Raw genomic sequence first — 23,414 nt, forward strand, 5'->3', positions numbered from 1 at the left:
CGAAGGTTCAGGTGCCGGCCAGGGCGCCCTTGGTCATGCCGTTGACCAGGAAGGGCTCAAGAAAGGCGAAGAGGATGATGGCGGGCAGGATGGACACGGTGCCGGCGGCCATCAGCAACTGCCAGTCGACCATCTGTTCGCCGACGAAGGACTGCATACCAACGGTCAGAACCTGGCGCTCCGGCGAGGAGATCAGGGTTCGGGCGAAGATGAACTCCGACCAGCTGTTCAGCATGACATAGACGGTGGCCGCCGCGATGCCCGGCTTCGCCAGCGGCAGCACGATCAGTCGGAGCGCCTGCATCTGGCTGGCGCCGTCGATCATCGCCGCCTGCTCCAATTCGCGCGGGATCCGGTCGAAGAAGCCCTTCATCAGCCAGCTGGCGAGCGGCACGCTGATCGTCATGTTGGCGAGGACCAGACCGAGATAGGTGTCGAAGATCCCCATCAGATTGTAGATGATGAATAGCGGGATCAGGATCAGGCTGGCCGGGATCAGCTTGCTGATCAGCAGCATGGCGCCGAGCGATTGCTGCACGACGCCGGAATAGCGCGACAGCGAATAGCCGGCCAGCGTGGAGACCACGACACTGAAGAGCGTCGTCAGCACGCCGACGATCAGGCTGTTCATCATCCAGGTCGGAAACGCGCTGCGCGCGAAAATCCCGACAAAGGCGTCAAAGCGAATGCGGGAGAAGTCCGGCAGCAGCGACGGCGAGCGCGACAGGATCGCATCCGTCGGCATGATGGCGGTCATCACCATCCAGTAGAACGGGAACAGCGTGACGAGCGCAAAGCCCAGCAGCGCGATCCAGGAGAGCACGGTTCCGATCTTCATCGCGGGCCTCAATATTTCGACCGGCGCGCCACGGCGCCGAGCAGGATCGAGATGAGAAGGGCGAAGGCGATCATCATCGTGCCGACGGCGGTCGCGGCCCCCATGCGGAAATACTGGAAAGCTTCCTTGTAGACGTAGAGCGCCAGCGTCTCGGTCGCGTGAGCCGGCCCGCCGCCCGTCGTCGCGAAGATGATGTCGACATCGCGAAACACACCGAGGCAACTGACCATCACCACCAGCGCCGTGGCGCCCTGAATGCCCGGCCAGGTGACATGGACGAATTTCTGCACCGCCTTGGCGCCATCCACCTCGGCCGCGTCATAGATCTCCGTCGGGATCGACTGCAGCGCCGCCAGAATCGTCAGCGTGATGAGCGGATAGGTCTTCCAGATCGTCGGCACGATGACCGCGAGAAGCGCCGTGCGGGAATCGACGAACCAGGCATGGTCGCCGGATAGCAGGCCAATGTCGCGAAGCATGGCGTTGAAGACGCCGAACGAGCCATCCATGATCCAGAGGAACATGATCGACACGACGACACCGGGCACCGCCCACGGGATCAGGATCAGGGTCCGGAAGATGCGCGTGCCGGGCAGGCGTCGATTGAGAAGCAACGCGGTCGCCAAGCCGATCAGCAGGGCGGCGCCAACACTTCCCGCCACATAGATCGCCGAAGTCGTCGTGCTGCGCCAGAACTGCGGATCGGACAGCACGCGGCTGTAATTGCCGAAGCCGAGCGGCAAGGCGCTGATCCGGGCAAAGTTCATCACCTTGCCCTCGCGCAGCGAGATCTCGAAGACCTGGTAGAGCGGATAGACGATCAGCACCAGGACTGTCACGACGGCCGGCATCAGCAACGCCAGCGACAGCAAGGTCTGTCGCCGCTCGAAGCTCAGATCCAGCCAGCCGGCGCGCCGCGTTCTGGCTGCCGATATGCTCGTCATTGCCATTGTATCGACCCTGTCGGTGGAAGGAGGCGGACGGAATGCCGTCCGCCATCGGGCTCGTTAGTCGAGCGGGATCGCCGCCTCGAGCTGATCCTGTGCGGCCTTCAGGACCGCGTCCGTCGGTTCCTGGGTCGAAAGCAGCTTCAGGGCCGCCGTCATCAGAATGGCCGAGTATTCCGCGAAATTGCCGCGGATCCGCTGGTCCGTGGGGAACAGGGGCTTGCTGGCCATGGCCGCGGCGCTGATGATCTCAAGTTGCGGGGCGGCTGCGATGTCATCGCTGGTGAGCACGGGCGACTTGCGGCCGGCCGGCTGTCCGGTCTGCTTCAGATAGGCGCGCTGCCATTCCGGCTGGGTGACGAACTGAACGAACTTCCAGGCAGCATCCGCGGTGCCTTCGTCCAGCCCTTCGGCGATATGGATGGTGATGCCGCCCGGCGCTTCCTGCGGGTCGAAGGGCGTGCGTACCATCTTCAGCTTGGGACGCATCGCCGGCGTCGCCTTTTCAAGCCAGGACCACACCCACGGCCCATCAATCAGGAACGCCGTGCGACCATCGACGAAGAGCTGGCGCGCTACCGCCGAATTGTTGCCGAGCGGCGCATTCTGGCCGACGGTCTGGCGATAGGCGTCGAGCGCCGCGACGACTTCGGGCGCCGTCAGATTGTATTTGCCGTCCTTGACGAGGCTGGTTCCCGCCCACATCGCGTAGCGGTGCAGGTCTTCGACCGCCGTCGGGTGTTCGGTCGTCACCGCCGACAGGCCGAACGTGCCGGCTTGCTTGTCCGTCAGCTTGGCGACCGCGGCCTTGAATTCATCCCAGTTTTTCGGCGCCGCGACACCGGCCTTCTGCAACAGATCCTCGTTGTAGAAGAGCATCAGCGCGCTGTTCGAGATCAGGACGCCGCGCGTCTCGCCATCCCATTTCAGGTCGGCCTGGGCGCTGGCCCAATCGGTCGCGATATCCGTGCCCTGGATCCGTGCGTCGAGCGGCGCGAGCCAGCCCTGCGAGGCATAGGCTCCATAATTCTGCTCAGAAATCTGGATCACCGCCGGCGGGCGGTTCGATGCGAAGCGGATGGTCAGTTGGGTCAGATAATCCGCGAACGGAATGTAGTTCTGCTTGATCTTGATATCGGGATTCTGGGCCTCGAAGGCCTTGATGGCGGCCTTCCACCAATCAGCATTACCGGGCTCTTCCAATTGCCAGGAAGCAAAGTCGAGCTCGGTCTGCGCCTGGGCGACCAGCGTCGACGCGGCCAGCGCCGCCCCGAGGGCGGCGCCGCGGATAAGGGCTTTCAACATGCGTCTCTTCCCCAATGTCTGGTTCCACCGGAGCTCCTCCCCGACGGGCACGCGATCGGCCTCCTGCCGCCGCACGCCCAGGCAGACTTTCAAATCGTATATCTTCTGTCAAGATTATATATGATTTGACGAGATCGACGAAACCCGTCATTGCGTAAAGCCGTCTGACAGCAGGATCTGGGGCCGTGACGAAGCCGGTGGGCGAGACCAACTATGTTCGCGTGGCCAACTTGCTGCGCAACGAGATCATCGCGGGCGAGATACCGCTCGGCGGCTGGCTGCGGCTGAACGCGCTTGCCGAGAAATACGGCGTCAGCGTCCAGCCCGTGCGCGAAGCGCTGCAGCAGCTCGAAGGCGAGGGCCTGGTCGAGATATTCCCGAACCGCGGCGTCCGCGCCCGGGCGCTGGACCGGGAGCGACTGATCCACTCGCATGAGATCGGCGAGGCGCTCGAGGCATTTCTCGCCTGCCAATTCGCCGAGGAGGCGTCCCTGTCATCGCTTCGCAAGCTCGAAGCACTGCAGGCAGCGCATGACGCGGCTCTGGACGCGCTCGACTGGCCGCGCATCGACTCCGCGAACTATGCGTTCCACCGCTTCATCAACATGCATGGCGGCAATGTCGAAGCGGCCGAGGTCATCATCCCTCGCTACTACGGCCTGAGCGAGAGCCTTCTTTACAAACGCGGGCGAACCCAGGCCTACGCGGATCGTGTCCGGGCCGAGCATCACGCGTTACTCGACGCCTTCCGCGACCGCGATCCGTCCCGCGCGCGGGAGATCAGCGGCAAGCATGTCCGCGCGACCCTGAATGATGTGCTGGATGCCTTCGAGGCAACGCAGAACAGGGCTGCGAAGTCACGGACGGATCCATAGGTCGTCGTGAGAAAACTGGGTCGTCTGACACGGCGCGGGGGAAATACCCTGTGCAGCGAGCCCACCTCATGCAGAAATAGCGTCGTACGAAGCGACCAGCCGCTTGAAGCCTCGCATTCCAGCCCCGCCTTGCCTCTGCGCTGTTCAATCGCTACAGCCATTCGGGGGATGGAGTGTGGCAATGAAGCCCTCGACGCTGCTGGAAGTCGCTCAACGCGCCGGTGTATCGACGGCGACCGTGGCCCGGGTGCTGAAAGCTAAGGGCTATGTCTCGGAGGTCACCCGCAGCCGGGTCGAGGCCGCCATCAAGGCGACCGGATACCGGCCCAACGCAGTGGCGCGCGGGCTTCGCCAGCAGCGCAGCTTCACGGTCGGGCACATGCTGACCGCGATCACCGCCAACCCCTTCTTCGTCAATGTCGCGCATTGGGCGGAAGAAGAGGCGCTGGCCGAGGGCTACAAGACCTTCCTGTTCAACCACAATGGCAGCGCCGAACGCGAACGCCTCGGTGTCGAGCGTTTCATAGAGCGTCGGGTCGACGCGGTGCTGTTCACCAACGCGATCGATCGCCACAATGTCCAGTTGCTGACGGAGGCCGCGATCCCTGTCATCCAGCTGGAGCGCGCGGCAACGATCGAAGCGCCTTCCATCCGGGTCGACAATCTCTCCGGCGCGCTGGAAGCGATCGCCCATCTGGTCCAGTTCGGCCACCGACGCATCGCCTTCATCGGCGGCGACCCTGAGCTGATCAACCGCGGCGACCGGCATTTCACCAGCGTCGAGGACGAGCGCCTTGCCGGCTATCGCGAGGGCCTGCGGCAGGCCGGGATCCCCATCGACGAAAGCCTGATCCGGCTGGGACGCTACTACCATATCGAGGATGGCGGTTCCGGCATCGAAGGCTATCGCCACATCAAGGCGCTGCTGGCGCTCTCGAAACGCCCGACCGCGATCTTCGCCACCTGCGATATCCTTGCGGCCGGCGCCCTGCAGGGAATCTATGAAGAAGGCCTCCGCGTGCCCGACGACCTCTCGATCATCGGCTTCGATGACACGCTGGCGGCAAACCTGGCGCCGCAACTGACCACCGTGGCCCAGCCGATGGAAGATCTCGGCCGGCTCGGCTTTCGCGCTGCACTCGACGCGATCGAGGGCCGGAGCGTCGTCATGTCAACGGTTTTGCCCACCCGGCTGGTGGTGCGCCGGTCGGCCGGTATCGCACCGCACCCAAAGTCCTGATCGAACGGCGATTGACAACGGTCTCGCCAATGCTATCGATTAGGCAATGTGTCATCGATAACACATTCGGCAGAGCGTCAAACGCGTGTCGGAAATCCCGCGCAAGACGGGATCGCTAAAAGAGAGTCTTTTGAGGAAACGCCGGCCGCCGCACCACCCGCGGCAGAGCCATGACTCGGGAGGGTTACCATGCGCATCACCGCACTATTGGCCGCGACCACCATCGCAGCCGGCTTCTTCACGGCCCCCGCCTTGGCGGAAACGACCGTCAACTTCTGGCAGTTCTCGACGCGCGACGCCGATATCGCCGCCTGGAACGGCGCCATCGCCTCGTTCGAGAAGGCCAACCCCGACATCAAGATCAACATGGAGATCGTGCCCTGGTCCGAGCAGCAGCAGCGCCTCGTCAGCGCGCTCTCGGCCGGCGGCCTGCCGGATGTCTCCATGCTCGGCAACAACGTGGTCGCGCAGTTCCAGTCGGCCGGCGCCCTCGCCCCGCTCGACGAATATTTTGCCGCCTATGACAAGGAGCATGGCACCAATGTCGCCGCCGACGTCTGGCCTGGCGACAAGGGCTACTACAACCTTGCCGGCAAGTGGTGGGCATCTCCGGTCAATGTCGAGACGCGCGCGCTCTACTACCGCAAGGACCTATTCAAGGATGCCGGCCTCGACCCGGAGAAACCGCCGCAGACCTGGGCGGATTTCGCGGCCGACGCGACCAAGCTGACCAAGGGCGGCACCTATGGCGCGGCGCTCTCCATGAGCCTCGACTATTTCACCGTGCAGAACTTCATGAGCGCTTATCTGGGCTATGGCGCGCGCATGATCGGCGAAGACGGCAAGTGCGGCTTCGACACGCCGGAGTTCAAGTCGGCGCTCGATACCTATGTCAGCGTCTACAAGAACAAGGCGACCCATCCCGACGCGCCAAGCATGAGCGGCGACACGTTCCGCAAGGGCTTCCGCGATGGCAAGTTCGCCATGATCCTCTCGGATGCCGGCCTCTACAAGGACTTGCAGAACGACAAGGCCGCCTTCCTCGACCAAGTCGCGATCGCCAAGGTGCCGGCAGGCCCGAAGAACCGCTCCGGCTTCCTCGGTGGCTGGCCGCTGGTCCTCTGGGATGCGTCCGAAAACAAGGAAGCCGCTGCCAAGTGGATCCTCTACGCGACTCATGGCGACGCCCTGAAGATGCTCGCGACCGAAGGCGGGTTCATTCCCGGCAGCGTCTCGCTTGCGAAGGGCGAGCCGTGGACGGCGTTCCCCTATCCGCTGTTCGTCGAGCAGCTGCAGGACGCCCGCGCCTACCAGTATCCGAGCGAGGCGATCCCGCAGATGGGACAGCTTGAGGTCGACACGATCCAGAAGGCGGTGCAGGCCGTCGCCCTCGGGCAACAGACGACCGACCAGGCGACGGCTCAGCTCTGCACCACCATCAACGAAGTCTTGGCTCGCTAGGGCTTCGAACAGAGCATGGCCATGGCAGCACGCCAGGAATCCGTGACCGTGGCCAGGGCGGCGTCTCGCTCTCCTGGCCGCTCCCTCCTGCCGGATCGCTGGCTGCCCTATGGCATGATCGGTCCGGCCGTCTTCGTGGCCTTTGCCATTGCCATCGTTCCGCTCTGCTACGCTTTCTGGCTGTCGCTCCAGGACTGGTACATGCTGCGGCAGCCCCTTCCCAAATGGGGCGGTCTGGTCAACTATCGTGCGCTGCTGCAGGACACCCAGCTCTGGGCATCCTTCGGACGGACCTGGATCTGGACGCTCGGCACCGTCTTCGTCGAACTTCTGCTCGCCATGCCGATCGCGCTTCTCCTGAACCGCGAAACCGGCATCGCCCGCACGGCCTCGGCGCTGATCCTGCTCCCCTGGGTGACGCCCTTCATCGTGCTTGGCTTCGGCTGGCGCTTCCTGCTCGACAGCGATGTCGGCCCGATCCACTCCTTCCTGCACCTGATCGGCATCGCCGGCGACAGCTCCGTCCTCAACGATCCCGTCCTCGCCTTCGCGACGATCATCTTCATCTCCGGCTGGAAGGGCACGCCCTTCCTGGTGATCGCGCTTCTAGCCGCGCTGAAGTCCATCCCGGACGAACTCTACGAGGCGGCTGAAGTGGACGGGGCCGGCGCCTGGTCGCGCTTCTGGCACGTCACCGTGCCCTCCATCCAGAACACCGTTGTCACCGTCGGCCTCGTACTCGGCATCCTCGCCTTCTACTCGTTCGACCTGCCTTGGATCATGACCAAGGGTGGCCCCCAGGATGCGACCACGCTCGTCGGCATCGCCATGTACAAGGCGGTCTTCCTCGATCTGCGGCCCGCCTACGCCGCCGCGATCAGCATCGTGATGCTCGTTCTGCTGTTCATCGCCTCGATGTTCGCGCTTCGCGCCCGGAGGATCGACTGATGCGCCGCACCTCTCCGCTCCGCGAAGCCGGCCTCGATGCGGTCACGCTCGTCGTCCTGTTCCTGCTGCTGGTTCCCATCCTGTGGGTGTTCGTCGCCTCCGTCCGGCCGGAGACCGACATCACCGGCGGCGGGCTTTGGCCGCAGCGGCTCACCTTCGTCCATTACGAGGCGATCCTCGCCAAAAAGCCATTCCTGATCGCGCTCAAGAACAGCCTGATCGTCGGCATCGTCGTCGCGATCATCACCACGGCGCTGGCGCTGCCGGCGGCCTATGCGCTCAGCCGTTTCCGCTTCCACGGCCGCACTTTCTTCGGCTTGCTGATCCTCGGCACGCAGATGCTGCCGAGCCTCGCCGTGCTGGTGCCGCTGGTCGTCATCGTGCGCCAGCTCGGGCTCACCAACACGCTGACGGCGCTGATCTTTACCCATCTGGCGCTCGGCATGCCGATCGCGGTCTGGATGCTCAAGGGCTACATCGACGCCATCCCGAAGGAGCTCGAGGAAGCGGCGATGATCGACGGCTGCTCGCGTGTCGGCGCGCTGACGCGCATCGTCATCCCGCTGATCAGGCCCGCCATCATCGCGGTCGGCACCTTCGCCTTCGTCCTCTCCTGGGGCGAATATCTGATGGCGCTGGCGCTGATCTCGAAGGCCGACGTCAAGACGCTGCCGCTCGCCCTGCAGGGGCTGTTCGATCCCTATTCCTTCTCCTGGGGCCAGGTCATGGCCGGCGGCACCATCATCGCCCTGCCGGCCATCCTGCTCTTCCTGATCTTCCGCAAGCAATTGGTCGGCGGCCTTCTGGCCGGCGGCGTGAAAGGGTAATGCCATGGACGCCATGACGCGTTCGCTCTATTTCAACGGCCCCCGCAGCCTGACGATCGAGGACGAGCCGCTGCGGGCGGCCGGTCCCGAGGACGTCGTCATCGAGGCACTCGTGTCCGGCATCAGCGCCGGGACGGAACTGAACGTCTTTCGCGGACTGGCGCCGCAGTGGCGCCAGCACATGGACCCGGCGACGCGGCTGTTCCTCGGCGGCGGTGCCGACTGGAACTGGCCGGCGCGCTACGGCTACGCCATGGTCGGCAGGATCGTCGAACTGGGTTCGGCGGCCACGGGCGTCAAGCTCGGCGACCTCGTCTATGCCTATGCCCCGCATGGTCGTCACGCCGTGCTGAGCGCCAAGGCGGTGATCCCGCTCGGTGATCTCGACGACGCGGAACTCGGCGTCTTCTTTTCCAACCTCAACACGGCCTATAACGGCGTGCTCGACGCCAATCTGCCTCTGGGCGCCGACGTCGTCGTCTCCGGCCTCGGCGTCATCGGCCAGATCGTTACCCGCCTTCTGAAGCGGGGTGGCGCCCGCACGATCATCGGCGTCGACGGCATCGATTTGCGGCGCGATCTCGCTCTGAAGGGCGGCGCCGATCATGTGTTGCGGCCGGGCGAGGACAAGGTGGCGGAACGGGTGCGCGAGCTGACCGAAGGCCGCGGCGCCGACGCGGTGATCGAAGTCTCGGGCGCCGCCCCTGCCCTCAACGAGGCCATCCGCACCGTCGGCTTCAACGGCCTCGTCGTCGCCATGTCCTGGTATGGCGGCACGTTCGAGAGCCTCAGCCTTTCCGGCGAATTCCACCATAACCGGCCGCGGATCGTCTCGTCGCAGGTCGGGTCGGTCAATCCGTTTCTCGGACCCCTCTGGTCGGTGCCGCGTCGGGCGCAGATCGCGCGCGAATTCCTCGATGTATACTCGAAGGATCTGAAAGGCTTCGTCACGCATCGGGTCCCCCTGCAGGACGCCGCGCGCGGCTACCAGTTGCTGGACCAGGGCTCGCCCGAGGTCATGCAAGTTCTCATCGATTATCGTTCCTGATCCCGAAGGACCAGACTTCGTCATGCAATACTCCGCCTGTCTTGAATGGCTTTTCCCCGCCGAAGCGCCCGATTTCGCCGACCGGATCCGCCTCGCCAAAAAGGCCGGCCTGTCCGCCGTGGAGTTCTGGATGTTCGGCAACAAGGACATCGACGCCATCGAAGCGGCGCTGAAGGAGACCGGTCTTCCGGTCGCCGGCTTCTGCGCGGAGCCGATGGTGCCGCTGACCGATCCGGCCCAGCATGAGGCATTCCTCGCCGGCCTGCCCGGCTCGATCGCCGTCGCCAAGCGCCTGGGCGCCAAGGTACTGATCGTCCAGGCGGGTGCGGACCTTCCCGGCCGCAGCCGCGCCGAGCAGCGCCGGGCGCTTGTCGATGCGCTCACCAAGGCTGCCGATATCCTGGATGGAACCGGCATCGTGCTCGCCGTCGAGCCACTCAACACGCTCGTCGACCATGTCGGTTATTTCCTGCCTTCGACCAAGGAAGGCCTCGACATCATCGACGAGGTCGGACGACCCGAGATCAAGATCCTCTACGACATCTACCATTCCGCCGTCATGGATGAGGACATCGGCGAGGTTCTCGGGGGTCGCGTCGACCGCGTGGCGCATGTCCATCTCGCCGACGCCCCGGGCCGCCATGAACCCGGCACCGGCAAGCTCGACTGGCAGGCGCGTGTCACCTGGCTGGAGGCGAATGGCTACAAAGGCATGGTCGGTCTCGAATACAAGCCGACGCGCGACACGGTCGGAAGCCTCGCTGCCGTGCTCGCCTGAGCCAATTGTTTGTCCGAGGCGGCTGGGCTCATCGTTAGTTTAGGGGCCTTCCGCCATCGACCGGGATCACCGACCCGGTCGTGAAGGTCAGGAGGCTTGCGACCGCCAGCACGGCGTTCGCCACCTCTTCCGGGGCGGAGAGACGGGCGAGCGGCGTTTGCGCCGCCTGCCGGTCGCGCCATTCCGGGGTCGAGCCCCTTGACGAACTCCGTGTCGACGAGCCCGGGCGAGACCGAAACGACCCGGATTTGGGGCGCCAGCGCGCGCGCCAGCGACTTCGTCAGGTTGTCGACCGCCGCCTTGGAGGCGCAATAGGCGATGTTGCTGCCCATCGCCGTGACCGCCGCGATGGACGAGATGTTCACCACCAGCCCATCGCCGGATTGCGCCAGCAATGTGCGGAAGGCGCGAACCATGGCAATCGGGCCGCGCACATTGACCGCCAGCACCCGGTCGATCAGTTCGTCGTCCAGCCCGTCAAGATCGCCATGCGCGACGAAACGGGTCGTGCCGGCGCAGTTCACTAGGATGTCGAGCCGCCCGACGAGCCTCTCGACATCCCCGGCCAACCCTTCGATCGCCTCGGTGTCCGTCACCGGCGCTGGCATGGCCCGATGGCCCTCGCCCGGCAGCGAGGCCACCAGCGCCTCGGCCGCCGGGGCGGATGTGTTGTAGCCGACAAGGACGGTAGCGCCGGAAGCGGCCAGCGCCTGGACGATCGCCGCGCCGATGCCGCCCGCGCCGCCCGTGACGAGAGCGACCTTGCCCTGAAGCGCCTGCGCGCCGATCGATGGCTGACCGCTCATGTCAGTCCTTCTGCGCCTGCTTGTGTGCCATCAGGCGCATCAGCCTGCCATCCCGCCAGGCGCGGCGATCTGCGAGACTTTCGCCCGGCAGCGCCTCGCGCCGTTCGGCGGCAACCTTGCCGACCAGATCCTCCGACCACGGCCTGGGCTGGGTGCGGTCCTGAGCGACCGAGTGGTAGAGCGGCCCGAGGCGTTGGGCGTAGTCGGCGACGCCGCCCGGTGCGTTCAGATCGATCGTCTCGAATGGCCCCATGAATGACCAGCGCAGGCCGAGGCCATGCGCGACGGTGGCGTCGATGTCGGCGGCGCTGGCATAGCCTTCCTCGAACAGCGCCCAGGCCTCGTTCAGGAGGGCGCCCTGCAGCCGGTTCAGGATGAAGCCGGCGATCTCGCGATTGACGACCACCGGCACCTGGCCGAAGCGCGCCATTTCGGTGCGCAGGAACGGCACGATATCCGGGTCGGTCCAGGGCGCCGGCACCAGTTCAACTACCGGCACCAGATGCGGTGGATTGACCGGATGGCTGACCAGGAAGCGGCTGCGATGCACGCAGCCTTCGGTGAAGGCCGAGGCCGGGATGCCGGAGGACGAACTGCCGACGATCGCATCCGGGCGCATCGCGGCGTCAATCGCCAGCGAAATCGCCGTCTTGACGTCGACGCGCTCGAACACGGATTCCTGGATGTAGTCGGCCTCCGATACCGCGTCGGCCAGCGTGTCGGCCACCGTGATGCGGCCGGCTATGCCGTCGACATCGTCGACCAGCCCGACCTCGCGCATGTCGGCGAGGCTAGCGCGGATGCGGTCCAGCACCGAGGCGCGGATCGACGCCTCGGCATCGTAGACGCGCACCGTCGCGCCGGACCGGGCGAAGACGATCGCCCAGCCCGAGCCGACCAGTCCAGCGCCGACAATGGCAACCCTGCGGATCGACTGCATCAGCTTACCTTCGAGGCTTCGCCATCGGCGAGGCAGATTTCGGTGATGCGCAGGCCGTCTTCGGTGATCCGCGACGGGAAACGATCACGCAGGCGCTCCTCGTGGATCGGGATGACGCGGCGGGCTTCGTAGCCGACCTGCTTCATCATCTCTTCGGTCGCCAGGACCAGATTGGTCTGGCTGCCGGTGGCGAGACCGACGGGCACGTAGATCGGATCGCTGACGTCGACGGCGCCGCCCGGTCCCTCGATGTTGTCGAAGACATAGACGAGGTCGCCGGCGAGCACCCAGGTGTCGGACGAGTCGTCCTGGCCGTCATTGCGCACCGTGATCCACTGCGAGCCGAAGGTGTGACTGTCGAAGGCGGCGTGCAGGTCGACACCCGGCAGCACGTTGGCGCGGGCGCCATCGACGGTGACGAGGCGGCGCTGGCGAGCGAGATCGAGGCCGCGCACGATGTCGCCGGGATCGACGGCGGTCATCATCCAGCGCATCCGGTCGGGCAGCGCCATCGCCCAGGCCCATTTCGCGATCTCGCGCTCCTGGATGTAGAACGTGGCGTTCGGGAAGTCCTCGACATTGCCGAAATGATCGAAATGGGCGTGCGTCACGAAGACGGTATCCACGTCCTCCGGAGTCACGCCGACGCCGCCGAGCACCGTGCGCGGCGAGCGCCAGTTCTCGACGCCGAAGCGGTCTCCCAGCACCTTGCCATAGTCCTTGTCGTTATAGCCGACGTCGATCATGGCGGTATGGCCATTGCCCTTGATCACGGCATAGCAATAGGGAAGCTTCACATAGCCCTGATTGTGGGCGCCATAGAGAACGCCGCTTTTGTGATAGTTGGTGACATAGCTGTATTCGAGCACCCAGATCGAATAATCGCCCATGTAATCTTCCTCCCTAGCGCAGTGTTGGTTGAACCATGCATGAACAGCAGGCCTGGCTGAAATCGACCATGCTAAGCCCCGCCTCCATGTCGGAGGCGCTCCTCAGGGCTTGGTAGGCCGCGTTGATCTCGTTCGAAGCGATGGCGAGCGCCGTCTCGCCGCCGCCGAGCTCGCCGAAGCGGCGGAAATGCCGGAGACCGGCGCCGATATGCGCAAAGGTCGCGTCCAGCTTTGCCTTGTGGGCGGCCAGACCACCGGGCGCATGGAGCGCCGCCAGCGTTTCGCCGGCCTTCTGCCAGCGCTCGTCGGCGATCGGCAGATCCGGCAGGTCCAGCACTTCACGCCGGCCGCTGGCCTGGACCAGGATCAGCAGCCCGGCCAGTTGGCCGATAAGCCGGCGAAATGCCTCATACGCCTTGCCCGCCTCGATGCGGTAGGCGACGACCTGATCGGCCAGCGCCTCGTCGGACGGCGCCGCGACGGCGCTGGCCGTGAAACGCGCGGGCTCGGCCAGGGCGGAGCAATCCTCCCGGTGCAGCGTCACGGCGCGTTCGAACAGCGCCCGCCCAGCCTTGTCAGTCTGCATGGCGATCCCTCGTGGACTGGCGCTCGACCAGCACCGTCGGCGCGATGCGCTGGACGAACGGCTCGGTCGCGGCATGGGCGGAAACCTTGCGGGCAATATCGACCGTGCTCTTCAGCATGGCCTCGACGGGCTGGCGCACCGTCGTCAGCCCGTGCGACGGCCAGGCGGCCATGGCGACATCGTCGAAACCCACGACCGAAAGGTCCTGCGGGATGGCGAGGCCCAGTTCGCGGCGCACGCCGTCCATGAAGCCGATGGCGAGAATGTCGTTGGCGCAGAAGACGCCGTCCGGCCGGACGGGCAGCGCTCCATAAGCGGCCGCCGCGCCATAGCCCGCTTCATAGGAGAAGAGCCCGGCTTCGACGCAGACCGGTTCTTCCAGGCCGCGCTCGATGGCGCGCTGAACGAATCCGGCGCGACGTTCGACATTGGTCGAGGCGTCCGGCCTTGCCGCGATATAGGCAAGACGTTCATGGCCGCGATCAATCAGAAAGTCGGCGACCATGGCGCCGCCGACGCGGTTGTCGCAACTGACGCCGAAGCAATGATCGTCCTCGGACAGTCGGTTGAAGAACACGACAGGCGTACCCTGCGCCTCGCATTCGTCGCGAACCTCCGGCGACAGGCGCGAGGCAAGGATGATGGCGAGATCCGGCTGATAGGTGAGCAGCAGGCGGACCGCGTCATCGATCTCCTTCGGGGCCTGCGCCGCCACCAGCATGACGTTCATGCCATAGGCGCGCAGGTCCTCGGTCATCCGGGTGACGACCTCCGGATAGAAGGGATTGGTGATGTCCGACACCACCAATCCGACGATGCGCGTCTTCTTGGTGATCAGGCTGCGGGCGAAGGGGTTCGGCCGGTAGCCGATCTCCTGCGCCCGCTTCAGCACGGCGTCGCGCGTCTGCTGCGCGATGACCGCGTGCGGATGAAAGGCCCGCGAGACGGTCGACACGGACATGTTGAGGTCGCGTGCCAGATCCTTGACGGTGATGCGCGGTTTGCGCTCCCGTCCACTCGCCTTGTCGGCCATGATCAATCCTCCGCGGTCCATGGTGATCAGGCGGCGTTACGCCCCCCGAATCGACGGACGCGGATGTTCGCCTGTTCGGCGTGACCGTGGAATCCTTCCAGCATGCAGAGGCGCGAACAAACTTCACCGACCAGCGCGCTGGCCTCGTCCGTCAGGACCTTCTGATAGGTACAGGTCTTGAGGAACTTGCCCACCCAAAGCCCGCCGGTATAACGAGCGGCCTTCTTGGTCGGCAGGGTGTGATTGGTTCCGATCACCTTGTCGCCAAAGGCGACATTGGTGCGCGAGCCCAGGAACAGCGCGCCGAAATTGGTCATGTTGGCCAGGAAGTAGTCGGGATCGCGGGTCATGACCTGGACATGCTCCGAGGCGATCCGATCGGCTTCCGCCACCATCTCCTCGTAGCTGTCGCAGACGATGACCTCGCCATAATCGGCCCAGGACTGGCCGGCGAGCGCCGCCGTCGGCAGCGTCAGCAGCTGGCGCTCGATCTCGGCCATCGTATCGCGGGCGAGTTTCTCCGAATTGGTGAGGAGAACCGCCGGCGAATTCTTGCCGTGCTCGGCCTGGCCAAGCAGGTCGGTGGCGCAGATCTCACCATCGACGCTGTCGTCGGCGATCACCAGCGTTTCCGTGGGGCCGGCGAAGAGGTCGATGCCGATGCGGCCATAGAGTTGGCGCTTGGCTTCGGCGACGAAGGCGTTGCCGGGGCCGACGATCATGTCGACCGGGGCGATCGTCTCGGTGCCGAGCGCCATGGCGCCCACGGCCTGGACACCGCCGAGCACATAGATTTCGTCAGCCCCGGCGAGGTGCATTGCCGCGACGATCGCCGGATGCGGCCCACCCTTGAACGGCGGCGCGCAGGCGACGATGCGCTTCACGCCCGCCACCTTGGCCGTCACCACGCTCATATGCGCAGAGGCGACCATCGGATACTGGCCGCCCGGCACATAGCAGCCGACGGCATTGACCGGAATGTTCTTGTGGCCGAGCACGACGCCGGGAAGCGTCTCGACCTCCAGATCGAGAATGCAGGCGCGCTGCTTCTCTGCAAAGTTTCGGACTTGCGCCTGGGCGAAGCGAATGTCGTCGAGATCCTGCTTCGAGACCTTGGACAGCGCCGCCTCGATATCGGCGTCGCTCAACCGGAAGGTCTCCGGCGACCAGGAGTCGAAGCGCTCCGAAAGCTCGCGGACAGCCGCGTCGCCGCGCTTGCCGATATCGGCCAGGATGCCTTCCACCGTCGCGCGGACCTTCGCGTCATTGTCCGCGACCGTGCTCTGATCCTGACCGCGCTTCAGATACTTGGCCATTCTCGTTCCTCGTCTCGTCAAAGGGATGGTGGACGGCCGAAGCCGTCCACCGGTTTGCTTCAGGGGCTCACGGTCGGCTGGATCTTGGTCAGCTTGTAGAGATCCGCCGGCGGCTCGCAGTTCTGGCAGTTGATGCCGGGCTCGTTCGGCGCCTTGACGATCTCGGCCGGCAGCGGCTGGATCGTGGCACCCGGGGTCGGCTTGCCTTCGAGCGCCGAGAGCAGGGACAATTCGGGCAGCAGTTCCGGATTGAACACTTCCGTCACGAAGGAAGACGGCACCTTGCCATCCGGGAAGGCGTTGCAGCCGTTCTCGAACGTCTCGCCTTCGCAGAGCTTGACCGAAGCGGCCGGCACCCACGGCAGCGGGTACTCGATGTTGGTCGCCTCGAGCGTGCGCTTGCCGGTGAGGATTTCCATCAGCAGCTTGAAGGCGTAGCCCGACTGCGCCGGCGGCGAACCGGCCGAGACGCCCTTCAGGCCCTTGGCCTGCATGTCTGGATTGGCGAGCGCCAGGCGCAGGCCGTTCGAATTCTCGCCGGTCATCGGCACAAGCTTGGTGCCGGCATCCTGCAGCGCCTGGATCGCGCCATACTCGCCGGCCTGGGCCCAGATGCCATCGACATCCGGATGGGCCGCGAGCGCCTTGGCCGTCTCCTGCTGGGTGGTGCGGTCGTCCCAGTAGGAATAATATTCGGCTGCGATCTCGATGCCCGGATACTGCTTGAAGATGTGCATCGCGCCGTCGGTGTGACGCTTGTCGACCGAGTTGCCCGGCACGCCGCGGCTCAGGAAGATCTTGCCCTTGCCGCCGAGCTCGTTGACCAGAGCCTGGGCGGAATTCTCGCCGAACCCTGCCGTGATGTAGCTAACATTGTAGGCGCAGGGCTCCGTGACCGTTGCGTCATAGGTGAAGAACTTCACGCCCTGCTCGCAACCGCGCTTGATGACGCGATTGAGCGCCGTCGAGGAGATCGGGAAGGTGACGATGCCATCGGCGCCGGCCTCGATCATGCTCTCATAGGCGGAGATCTGGGCCTGCGGATCGGTGCCCGAGATGACCTCGATCAGTTCGACCTGCTTGTCATAGGGCGGCGTGGCGGCCAGCGCCTTGACAATGTTCGCCGCCTCGGACTGCCACGCATTGCCGCTATAGCTGAGGCTCAGATAGATCTTGAATTTCTTGTCTTCGGCATGCGCCGAGCCGACGAGACCGGCCAGCGCCACCGCTGCCGTCGTGCAGAGCATGGTGGCCCTGCTGATACGCTTCCAATTCATCATGTTTCCTCTCCTCTTCCTTCCCTGGAACGCCCGACGATGCGGTGAGAACGTTCTCACAAACAGGCAAGCCTCTCGCATCGGCCGGAGCGGACTCCTCCCGTCAGTTTCGCTTCGGCCGTCGCAGCCTTGCGAAGAACTCCTCGCGCATGAAGAACAGGGCGGCGACGATGATCCCGCCCTCGATCACGGTTCGCCAGCCTTGCTCCAGGCCGATCGCCGCGATCACCGTGCCCAGCGTCGTCAGCAGGACAGCGCCGCCGACCGTGCCGATGAAACTGCCGCGCCCGCCGAGGATCGAAGAGCCGCCGATCACCACCGCCGCAATGCTAGGCAAAAGATAGTTGTCGCCCATCCGGAGCGTCGCGCCATTGGCGTAGCCGACCAGCATCATGCCGACGAAACCGGCGCAGATGGCGCTGACGACATAGGCCTGGGTCGTCACGGGACCGATGGCGACGCCGGCCACCCGCGCCGCCTGATCGTTGGCGCCAATGGCGTAGAGCTTGCGGCCGAAAACGGTCCGGCTCTGCAGCAGCCAGCCGGCCAACACGAAAAGGACGACGAAATAGACCACGACCGGAATCCCGACCCAGGTCGTCTTCATCAGCGCGGTCATCGCGGCCGGCGAGGCGCCCCGCGGCGTGCCGCTGGTATAGCCGAGCGCGGCGGAAGCCAAGATGATCGACGTCGCCATCGTCATGATGAAGGGCGGGATCTTGAGCACGGTGACGCCGAAGCCGTTGAAGGCGCCGACAAGGCCGCAGATCGCCAGGATCGCCGGCAGTACGTACCACTCCCCGCCTCCGCCCGCCCAGCCGGTGGCGAGCACGCCGCCGAGCGTGATCACGGCGGGAATGGAGAGATCGAGGCCACCGACCAGGATCACGAGCCCCTGTCCGAACGAGAGCACAATCAGGAACGAGGCAAGCATCAGCACGGTCAGCACCTGGCTCCACGAGCCGAGCGCGGGGCTGACGAAGCGCGAGCCGAGGATGAGCAGGATGCTCAGGCCGAACACGATGATGGCGTTGGTCGTCTCTCTGGACATGCCGCCGCCGCGACGCAAATCCGCCGAAGCCTGGAAGGCGGCGCCCTTGGGTTCCGATACGCTCATTTCTTCGCTCCGGCGTTGAACAGGCGCGGCATGAAGCGGCCGAATAGGATGGCGAGGATCAGGACGAAGCCCTGGAAGATGCCGGTGTAAAAGGACGAGACGCCGCCGGAGAACAGCACCTTCTGCAACAGCATCAGGCAGCCGGCGCCGACGATCGAGCCGATCAGCCCGCCCCGGCCGCCGGAAAGCGAGGTGCCGCCCAGCGCCACGGCCGCGAAGACCAGCATCAGGAAGGGCGCGCCGGCATTCGGATTGCCGGTTGCCGTCTGCGCGCTCAGCATGAAGCCGGCAACGCCATACAGCATGCCCGCGCCAACGAAGGCGGCGAAGCGAACGCGCGTCACCGACACGCCGGAAAGCATGGCCGCCTGCTCGTCCGCGCCGACGGCGTAGATGCCGATGCCGGTATTGGTGCGCAGGAAGACGAGCCAGAGCAGCGCGACCGCAGCGATGATCAGGCCGGCGATCGGCACGACACCGAACAGCGTTCCCGTCAGTTCATAGGAAACCCAGTCGGCAACCATGCCACCGGGCGCGTCGAGGATCACCAGGGCCAGCCCCTGGCAGACGATCATCGTTCCGAGCGTCGCCGCGATGGTCTGCAGGCGCAGTACCGCGACCAGCCAGCCATTGACCGTCCCCACGACCGCGCCGATGGCGCAGCAGCCGAGCAGGCTGATCAAAGCTCCGCCGGGTCCTTCCATCGGCCAGACGGCCATGAACACATTGGTCAGGGACACGACGCCGGCGACCGAGAGGTCGAAGCCGCGGCTCAGAACCACCAGCGTCTCGCCGGCGGCGGCGATCGCCAGCGGCGCGGCATTGTTGATCAGATTGGTGAAGGTATAGGACGAGAGCGCCCGCGGCTCCCACATGGCGTAAAGGGCGTAGAGGACGATGTAGAGCAGCGTGACGATGGCGGCCCCGCTGGTGAGCGCCCTGACCCAGTTGGACTTGCGTCCGCCGCCATTCCGCTCGAGCGGCTGCACCGCGCTGGCACTCATGAACCCGTCTCCAAACCCGCCTTGCGCGGCGCACCCTTCGGCACGGCGGCATGACCTACCAGCGCCCCGACCAGGCGCTGCTCCTCAAGCTCCTCGCCGTGGAACTCCGCGAAAATCCGGCCGCCATAGAGGACCATGCAGCGATCGGCGAGATCGGTGACCTCGGGTAGTTCGGACGAATAGAACAGCACCGAACCGCCGGCATCGGCGAAGCGGCGGATGGCGGCGTAGATCGACTGCTTCGTGCCGACATCGACGCCGCGGGTGGGATCGAACAGCAGCAGCGTCTGCGCGCCGGTCAGCAGGGTCCTCGCGAGCAGCGCCTTCTGCTGGTTGCCGCCTGAAAGATCGGCGATCGGAAACGACAGGTACCGGGCCGCGAGATCGACGCTCTCGGCGACCGAAGCGGCCGCCTTGGCTTCAAGCCCGCTCCAGACGAGGCCGCCGCGCGATATACGGCCGGCCACCGGCAGGGTGATGTTCCCGGCCGCCGTGAGGCTGGACAGGATGCCCTCGGTCTTGCGCTCTTCCGGGACATAGGCGATGCCGCGCCCGGCCTTCAACGCGCCCTGCGGATTGCGCAGCACCGTCGGCTTGCCGTCAATGTGGATGCTTCCGGCCGCAGGCCTGGCAAGACCGGCGAGGATGCGAAACAGGTCGCGCTGCCCCTGCCCTTCCAGCGCCGCGACCGCCAGCACCTCGCCCTGTCGAAGCGTGAAGCTGACATCCTTCAATTGCCCACCCGCAAGCCCGGCGACGGCAAGGGACGCCGGCGCGATGGAACCGCGCGAGGGACGCGGCGTCTTGTCGTTGCGAACGGCGCGGCCGACCATCATCTCGAAAATGTCGGCGTCGGAAGCACCGGCGAGATCCACCGTCGCGATGCTTCGGCCATTGCGCAGGACGGTCGCGGGGCTGCAAAGGGCGCGCACCTCGGCAAGGCGGTGCGAAATGTAGAGGACGGCCACGCCGCGGGCGGTGATTTGCCGGACCAGTCCAAACAGCCATTCGACCTCGGAAAGGGCGGCCGTCGGCTCATCCAGCACCAGAACCTTGGTCGCGTGCTCCATGGCGCGAACGATCTCGAGCCGCTGACGATCGGCGAGCGAAAGCGCGGAGATCGTCTCGTCGGCGTCGATGCGCGCGAGATCGTAGCGCCGCAGGATTTCGGATGCCGCCAGGCGGGCCGCCGAGGCGGAAGCGAGGCCGGTCCTGCCCCGCGGCATGCGCGGCATCATCAGGTTTTCGGCCACCGTCAGGTTCGGCAGCAGGCTTAGCTCCTGAAACGCCGTGGCGACGCCGTGGCTCCTGGAATCGAGAATGGTGCGCGGTTGAAAAGCGCTGCCGGCCAGCGACATCGCGCCGCCATCGGGACGCACGACGCCGCTCAGGATCTTCACGAGCGTGGATTTGCCGGCGCCGTTTTCGCCAAGCAGCGCATGCACTTCGCCCGGCTGCAAAACGAGGTCGACGCCTTCGAGCGCGACGGTGGCGCCATAGGATTTGGAAACAGCGCGGACCGCGAGCGCAGCTTGCCCGTCTCTGACCATGCGCCCCTCCCAAGGTCCATATCGTCAGTGAGAACGTTCTCTGAGAACGTTCTCATACTGATTCAGTCAGAACCTGCTGTCAACAGCCTCGACGGCGGATTCAACTCGCGGGACTTGCTGCCCGCCGATGACGGCAGCTTCCAGGCGGCTCAGAAAGAGCTGCGGTGGTCAAAAAACGCCGCCGCCATCAGTAGGGCGGCGAGTTGACCCAGACGATGCGGGCGACGACCGTACCGATATTGCTGTAGCTGTGCGGCAGCGACGACTGGAAGAAGAACGAACTGCCGGCACCGATCACCACCGCATGGCCGTCGACGACCAGCTCGATCGTGCCCTCGACGACATAGCCGACCTCTTCGCCGACATGGCGCAGGATGCCGTTCGAGCCGCCGCCCGGCGGCACGACATGCACATTGGCGTTGAGCGTCCGGCCCTCTGCATAAGGGATCATCCGCTCGAAGCTGGCGAGCGGCGGGCCGGAGCCGTGCCGCTCGAGCGCGAGGATGGGACGTTCGCCGTTTCGATAGACGGTCAGCGGCGCCTTGGGCGTATCGCTGAACAGCGCCTGCACCGGCGTTCCGAGCGCCTCCGCCAAACGGTGCAGCAGATGCAGCGACGGATCGGCACGATCGTTTTCGACCTTGGAAAGCATGCTTTCCGAACAGCCGAGCTCCAGCGCGAGGTCTTTCAAGCGCAATCCCTTGAGCCGGCGAAGATGGCGCAACTGCGCGCCGAGCGAAGGCGTCTCCGCTTCGTCGTCGGCACCCATGACCTTATTCAATTCACGCATTGACGAGCTTACATTCTTGGCCGCGATTGAATGCCCTTGTAGCGCAACCGGCGGAGCGAAAACAGCGCCTGGCTGCCCAGAAATACGGCTGGGCATGACCGGTATTTGCGCTTGACCCAAGAGAAGACTTTACTGACATTCAAGTGTATTCAACTTTTGGTCAACCGTGCCGAGGGGGCGCGGGAGCCAATCGGCGATGGACATATCGCAGCGCGGAAAGCGTTCGATTGCAGGGAGATCGATCCAATATGACACACCATCGGCGCTCGACGGTAAGCCGTCGTTTCCTTCTGAAGGCGGGTGTCGCGGCGGCTGCCGTGATGGCGGTCGGCCTGCCGCTCGGCATGGCCCCGGCGTTCGCGGACGAGCCGGTACGCGGCGGCGTGCTGAAGCTCGCCTTCTCGGCCGACCCGGCCGGCTTCGATCCGGCGCGCGGCCCGAGCGGCATGTCGCATGTGGTGATCGAGCAGGTCTATTCGACGCTGATGTCGCTCGATCCCGACGCGAAGCCCTATCCCGACCTCGCGACCCGTTACGAGGTCTCCGAGGACGGCAAGACCTACACCTTCAAGCTGCGCGAGGGGGTCAAATTCCACAATGGCGACCCGCTCACCGCCGAAGACGTCAAGTTCACCTTCGACCGCCTGCGCGCGCCCGACAGCGGCTATTCCTACGCCTCGCAGGTCGAGACGATCGCCTCGATCGACGTCATCGATCCGCTGACCGTCCGCTTCAACCTGACCAAGCCGACCGGCCCGTTCCTGATCTACATGGCCTTCCCGGGCTCCTCGATTGTGCCGAAGAAGCTCTCCGAAAGCGGCCATGACCTGAACTCGCAGCCGGTCGGCAGCGGTCCGTTCAAGTTCGTCTCCTACACGCCCCGCTCGATGGTCAATTTCGAGCGCAACGCCGACTTCTACGAAGCGGGCAAGCCGTATTTCGACGCGATCGAGATGCATCTTATCGCCGACGTCACGGCGCTGACCAACGCGCTTATCTCGGGCACGGTGAACTTCTCGAACGAGATCCCGGCCAAGGACTGGTCGACGATTTCGGCCACTCCCGGCCTCACCGGCCAGGCGCTGGAAGGTTCGCGCTACTACTGGCTGCTGCCGAACAACACCACGGCGCCGCTCGACAATCCCAAGGTCCGCCAGGCCATCGCGCATGCGATCGACCGCCAGGCGATCACCGCCGGCACTTTCTTCGGCCAGGCGAAGCCGATCCTCGGCGGCGTGATCCCGGAGTGGAACTGGGCCTATGCCGACCTTAAGGAATTCACGCCGGCCGCCAATCCCGAAAAGGCCAAGGCGCTGCTGGCCGAGGCCGGCTTCCCGGACGGCTTCGAGACGTCCCTCACCATGGCCTCGTCCTTCCCGGCCATGGTCGCGATGGCGCCGATCATCCAGGCGAACCTCGCCGCCGTCGGTATCAAGGCCACGATCTCGACCATGGAAATCCCGCGCTACTGGGACGAGGTCTGGGGTCCGAGCAAGTTCGACATGACGGCGATGTACTGGGTCAGCCCACTCGCCGATCCCGATGACTTCGTCACCAGCAACTATTCCTGCAACACCGGCATCAACGTCCAGAAAAGCTGCTCGGACGCGATGACGAAGATCCTGGACGAGGCGAAGTCCGGCACGACCGTGGAAGCCCGCAAGGCGTCCTATAAGCGCCAGCAGGAGCTTTCGCTCGAAGAAATGCCGATCGTGCCGCTGGTCAATGCCTTGATCCTGACCGCGCATACCGACCAGTTGAAGAACTACAAGCCGATGCGTACCGGCTTCCTCAAGACCATCAAGGACGCCTGGCTGGCGCCCTGATACGCTGAAGCC

At 65.1% G+C, this 23,414-nt stretch carries 21 protein-coding genes and 1 pseudogene; 8 read left to right on the plus strand and 14 right to left on the minus strand.

Features of this window, described 5'->3' with window-relative positions:
* Positions 1–7 precede the first annotated feature (7 nt).
* The 3 genes from ACHMWQ_RS01730 to ACHMWQ_RS01740 all read right to left on the minus strand — a co-directional run bounded on the left by ACHMWQ_RS01730 (position 8) and on the right by ACHMWQ_RS01740 (position 3,090).
* The gene (locus ACHMWQ_RS01730) at positions 8–838 is read right to left on the minus strand and encodes a carbohydrate ABC transporter permease (RefSeq protein WP_396306161.1); all 831 of its coding nucleotides are present in this window, start codon (positions 836–838) and stop codon (positions 8–10) included.
* A gap of 8 nt (positions 839–846) precedes the next feature.
* The gene (locus ACHMWQ_RS01735) at positions 847–1,782 is read right to left on the minus strand and encodes a carbohydrate ABC transporter permease (protein WP_396306162.1); all 936 of its coding nucleotides are present in this window, start codon (positions 1,780–1,782) and stop codon (positions 847–849) included.
* 63 nt (positions 1,783–1,845) lie between these two features.
* Positions 1,846–3,090: an ABC transporter substrate-binding protein gene (locus ACHMWQ_RS01740; RefSeq protein ID WP_396306163.1), complete on the minus strand. Its 1,245-nt coding sequence runs from the start codon at positions 3,088–3,090 to the stop codon at positions 1,846–1,848.
* A gap of 197 nt (positions 3,091–3,287) precedes the next feature.
* Here ACHMWQ_RS01740 and ACHMWQ_RS01745 point away from each other — a divergent pair, with 197 nt between their 5' ends.
* The 7 genes from ACHMWQ_RS01745 to ACHMWQ_RS01775 all read left to right on the plus strand — a co-directional run bounded on the left by ACHMWQ_RS01745 (position 3,288) and on the right by ACHMWQ_RS01775 (position 10,267).
* Entirely contained in the window at positions 3,288–3,965 is a 678-nt protein-coding gene (locus ACHMWQ_RS01745) for a GntR family transcriptional regulator (protein WP_396306164.1), read from the plus strand.
* A gap of 181 nt (positions 3,966–4,146) precedes the next feature.
* A complete protein-coding gene (locus ACHMWQ_RS01750) occupies positions 4,147–5,205 on the plus strand; it encodes a LacI family DNA-binding transcriptional regulator (RefSeq protein WP_396306165.1) in 1,059 nt (352 codons plus the stop codon).
* Between the two features lie 189 nt (positions 5,206–5,394).
* Positions 5,395–6,666: an ABC transporter substrate-binding protein gene (locus ACHMWQ_RS01755; protein ID WP_396306166.1), complete on the plus strand. Its 1,272-nt coding sequence runs from the start codon at positions 5,395–5,397 to the stop codon at positions 6,664–6,666.
* 21 nt (positions 6,667–6,687) lie between these two features.
* Positions 6,688–7,614 carry a carbohydrate ABC transporter permease gene (locus ACHMWQ_RS01760; protein WP_396306167.1) on the plus strand — a complete coding sequence of 309 codons (927 nt, stop codon included), beginning with the start codon at positions 6,688–6,690 and terminating at the stop codon, positions 7,612–7,614.
* On the plus strand, positions 7,614–8,441 hold the full coding sequence (locus ACHMWQ_RS01765) for a carbohydrate ABC transporter permease (protein ID WP_354553997.1): 828 nt from the start codon (positions 7,614–7,616) through the stop codon (positions 8,439–8,441). The genes ACHMWQ_RS01760 and ACHMWQ_RS01765 overlap by 1 nt, the downstream gene beginning before the upstream one ends.
* A 4-nt stretch (positions 8,442–8,445) precedes the next feature.
* Positions 8,446–9,489: a zinc-binding alcohol dehydrogenase gene (locus ACHMWQ_RS01770; protein ID WP_396306168.1), complete on the plus strand. Its 1,044-nt coding sequence runs from the start codon at positions 8,446–8,448 to the stop codon at positions 9,487–9,489.
* 22 nt (positions 9,490–9,511) lie between these two features.
* Positions 9,512–10,267, plus strand: a complete 756-nt coding sequence (locus ACHMWQ_RS01775) for a hydroxypyruvate isomerase family protein (protein WP_396306169.1) — start codon at positions 9,512–9,514, stop codon at positions 10,265–10,267.
* Positions 10,268–10,301: 34 nt separating this feature from the next.
* Here ACHMWQ_RS01775 and ACHMWQ_RS01780 read toward each other — a convergent pair.
* The 11 genes and pseudogenes from ACHMWQ_RS01780 to ACHMWQ_RS01830 form a co-directional block, all read right to left on the minus strand.
* A pseudogene (locus ACHMWQ_RS01780) lies at positions 10,302–11,073 on the minus strand (SDR family NAD(P)-dependent oxidoreductase).
* A 1-nt stretch (position 11,074) separates the two neighbouring features.
* A complete protein-coding gene (locus ACHMWQ_RS01785) occupies positions 11,075–12,013 on the minus strand; it encodes a 3-hydroxyacyl-CoA dehydrogenase (protein WP_396306170.1) in 939 nt (312 codons plus the stop codon).
* Positions 12,013–12,903, minus strand: coding sequence for an N-acyl homoserine lactonase family protein (locus ACHMWQ_RS01790; protein WP_396306171.1), 891 nt, complete (start codon positions 12,901–12,903; stop codon positions 12,013–12,015). The genes ACHMWQ_RS01785 and ACHMWQ_RS01790 overlap by 1 nt, the downstream gene beginning before the upstream one ends.
* A gap of 13 nt (positions 12,904–12,916) precedes the next feature.
* Positions 12,917–13,489, minus strand: coding sequence for a hypothetical protein (locus ACHMWQ_RS01795; protein ID WP_396306172.1), 573 nt, complete (start codon positions 13,487–13,489; stop codon positions 12,917–12,919).
* Complete coding sequence (locus ACHMWQ_RS01800) at positions 13,479–14,522, minus strand: LacI family DNA-binding transcriptional regulator (RefSeq protein WP_396306173.1); 1,044 nt, start codon at positions 14,520–14,522, stop codon at positions 13,479–13,481. The genes ACHMWQ_RS01795 and ACHMWQ_RS01800 overlap by 11 nt, the downstream gene beginning before the upstream one ends.
* A 26-nt stretch (positions 14,523–14,548) precedes the next feature.
* Entirely contained in the window at positions 14,549–15,838 is a 1,290-nt protein-coding gene (gene hisD / locus ACHMWQ_RS01805; protein ID WP_396306174.1) for a histidinol dehydrogenase, read from the minus strand.
* Positions 15,839–15,897: 59 nt separating this feature from the next.
* Positions 15,898–17,118, minus strand: coding sequence for a sugar ABC transporter substrate-binding protein (locus ACHMWQ_RS01810; RefSeq protein ID WP_354554011.1), 1,221 nt, complete (start codon positions 17,116–17,118; stop codon positions 15,898–15,900).
* Between the two features lie 100 nt (positions 17,119–17,218).
* Positions 17,219–18,232, minus strand: coding sequence for an ABC transporter permease (locus tag ACHMWQ_RS01815; RefSeq protein ID WP_396306175.1), 1,014 nt, complete (start codon positions 18,230–18,232; stop codon positions 17,219–17,221).
* The gene (locus ACHMWQ_RS01820) at positions 18,229–19,236 is read right to left on the minus strand and encodes an ABC transporter permease (RefSeq protein ID WP_396306176.1); all 1,008 of its coding nucleotides are present in this window, start codon (positions 19,234–19,236) and stop codon (positions 18,229–18,231) included. Before ACHMWQ_RS01820 ends, ACHMWQ_RS01815 begins: the two co-directional genes overlap by 4 nt.
* Entirely contained in the window at positions 19,233–20,786 is a 1,554-nt protein-coding gene (locus tag ACHMWQ_RS01825; RefSeq protein ID WP_396306177.1) for a sugar ABC transporter ATP-binding protein, read from the minus strand. The genes ACHMWQ_RS01820 and ACHMWQ_RS01825 overlap by 4 nt, the downstream gene beginning before the upstream one ends.
* Before the next feature lie 187 nt (positions 20,787–20,973).
* Complete coding sequence (locus ACHMWQ_RS01830) at positions 20,974–21,576, minus strand: helix-turn-helix domain-containing protein (RefSeq protein ID WP_396306178.1); 603 nt, start codon at positions 21,574–21,576, stop codon at positions 20,974–20,976.
* A gap of 248 nt (positions 21,577–21,824) precedes the next feature.
* Here ACHMWQ_RS01830 and ACHMWQ_RS01835 point away from each other — a divergent pair, with 248 nt between their 5' ends.
* The gene (locus ACHMWQ_RS01835) at positions 21,825–23,402 is read left to right on the plus strand and encodes an ABC transporter substrate-binding protein (protein ID WP_396306179.1); all 1,578 of its coding nucleotides are present in this window, start codon (positions 21,825–21,827) and stop codon (positions 23,400–23,402) included.
* Positions 23,403–23,414: the final 12 nt, after the last annotated feature.

The organism is Kaistia sp. UC242_56 (assembly GCF_044452255.1).
In the GTDB taxonomy this organism is placed as follows: Bacteria; Pseudomonadota; Alphaproteobacteria; order Rhizobiales; family Kaistiaceae; genus Kaistia; species Kaistia defluvii_A.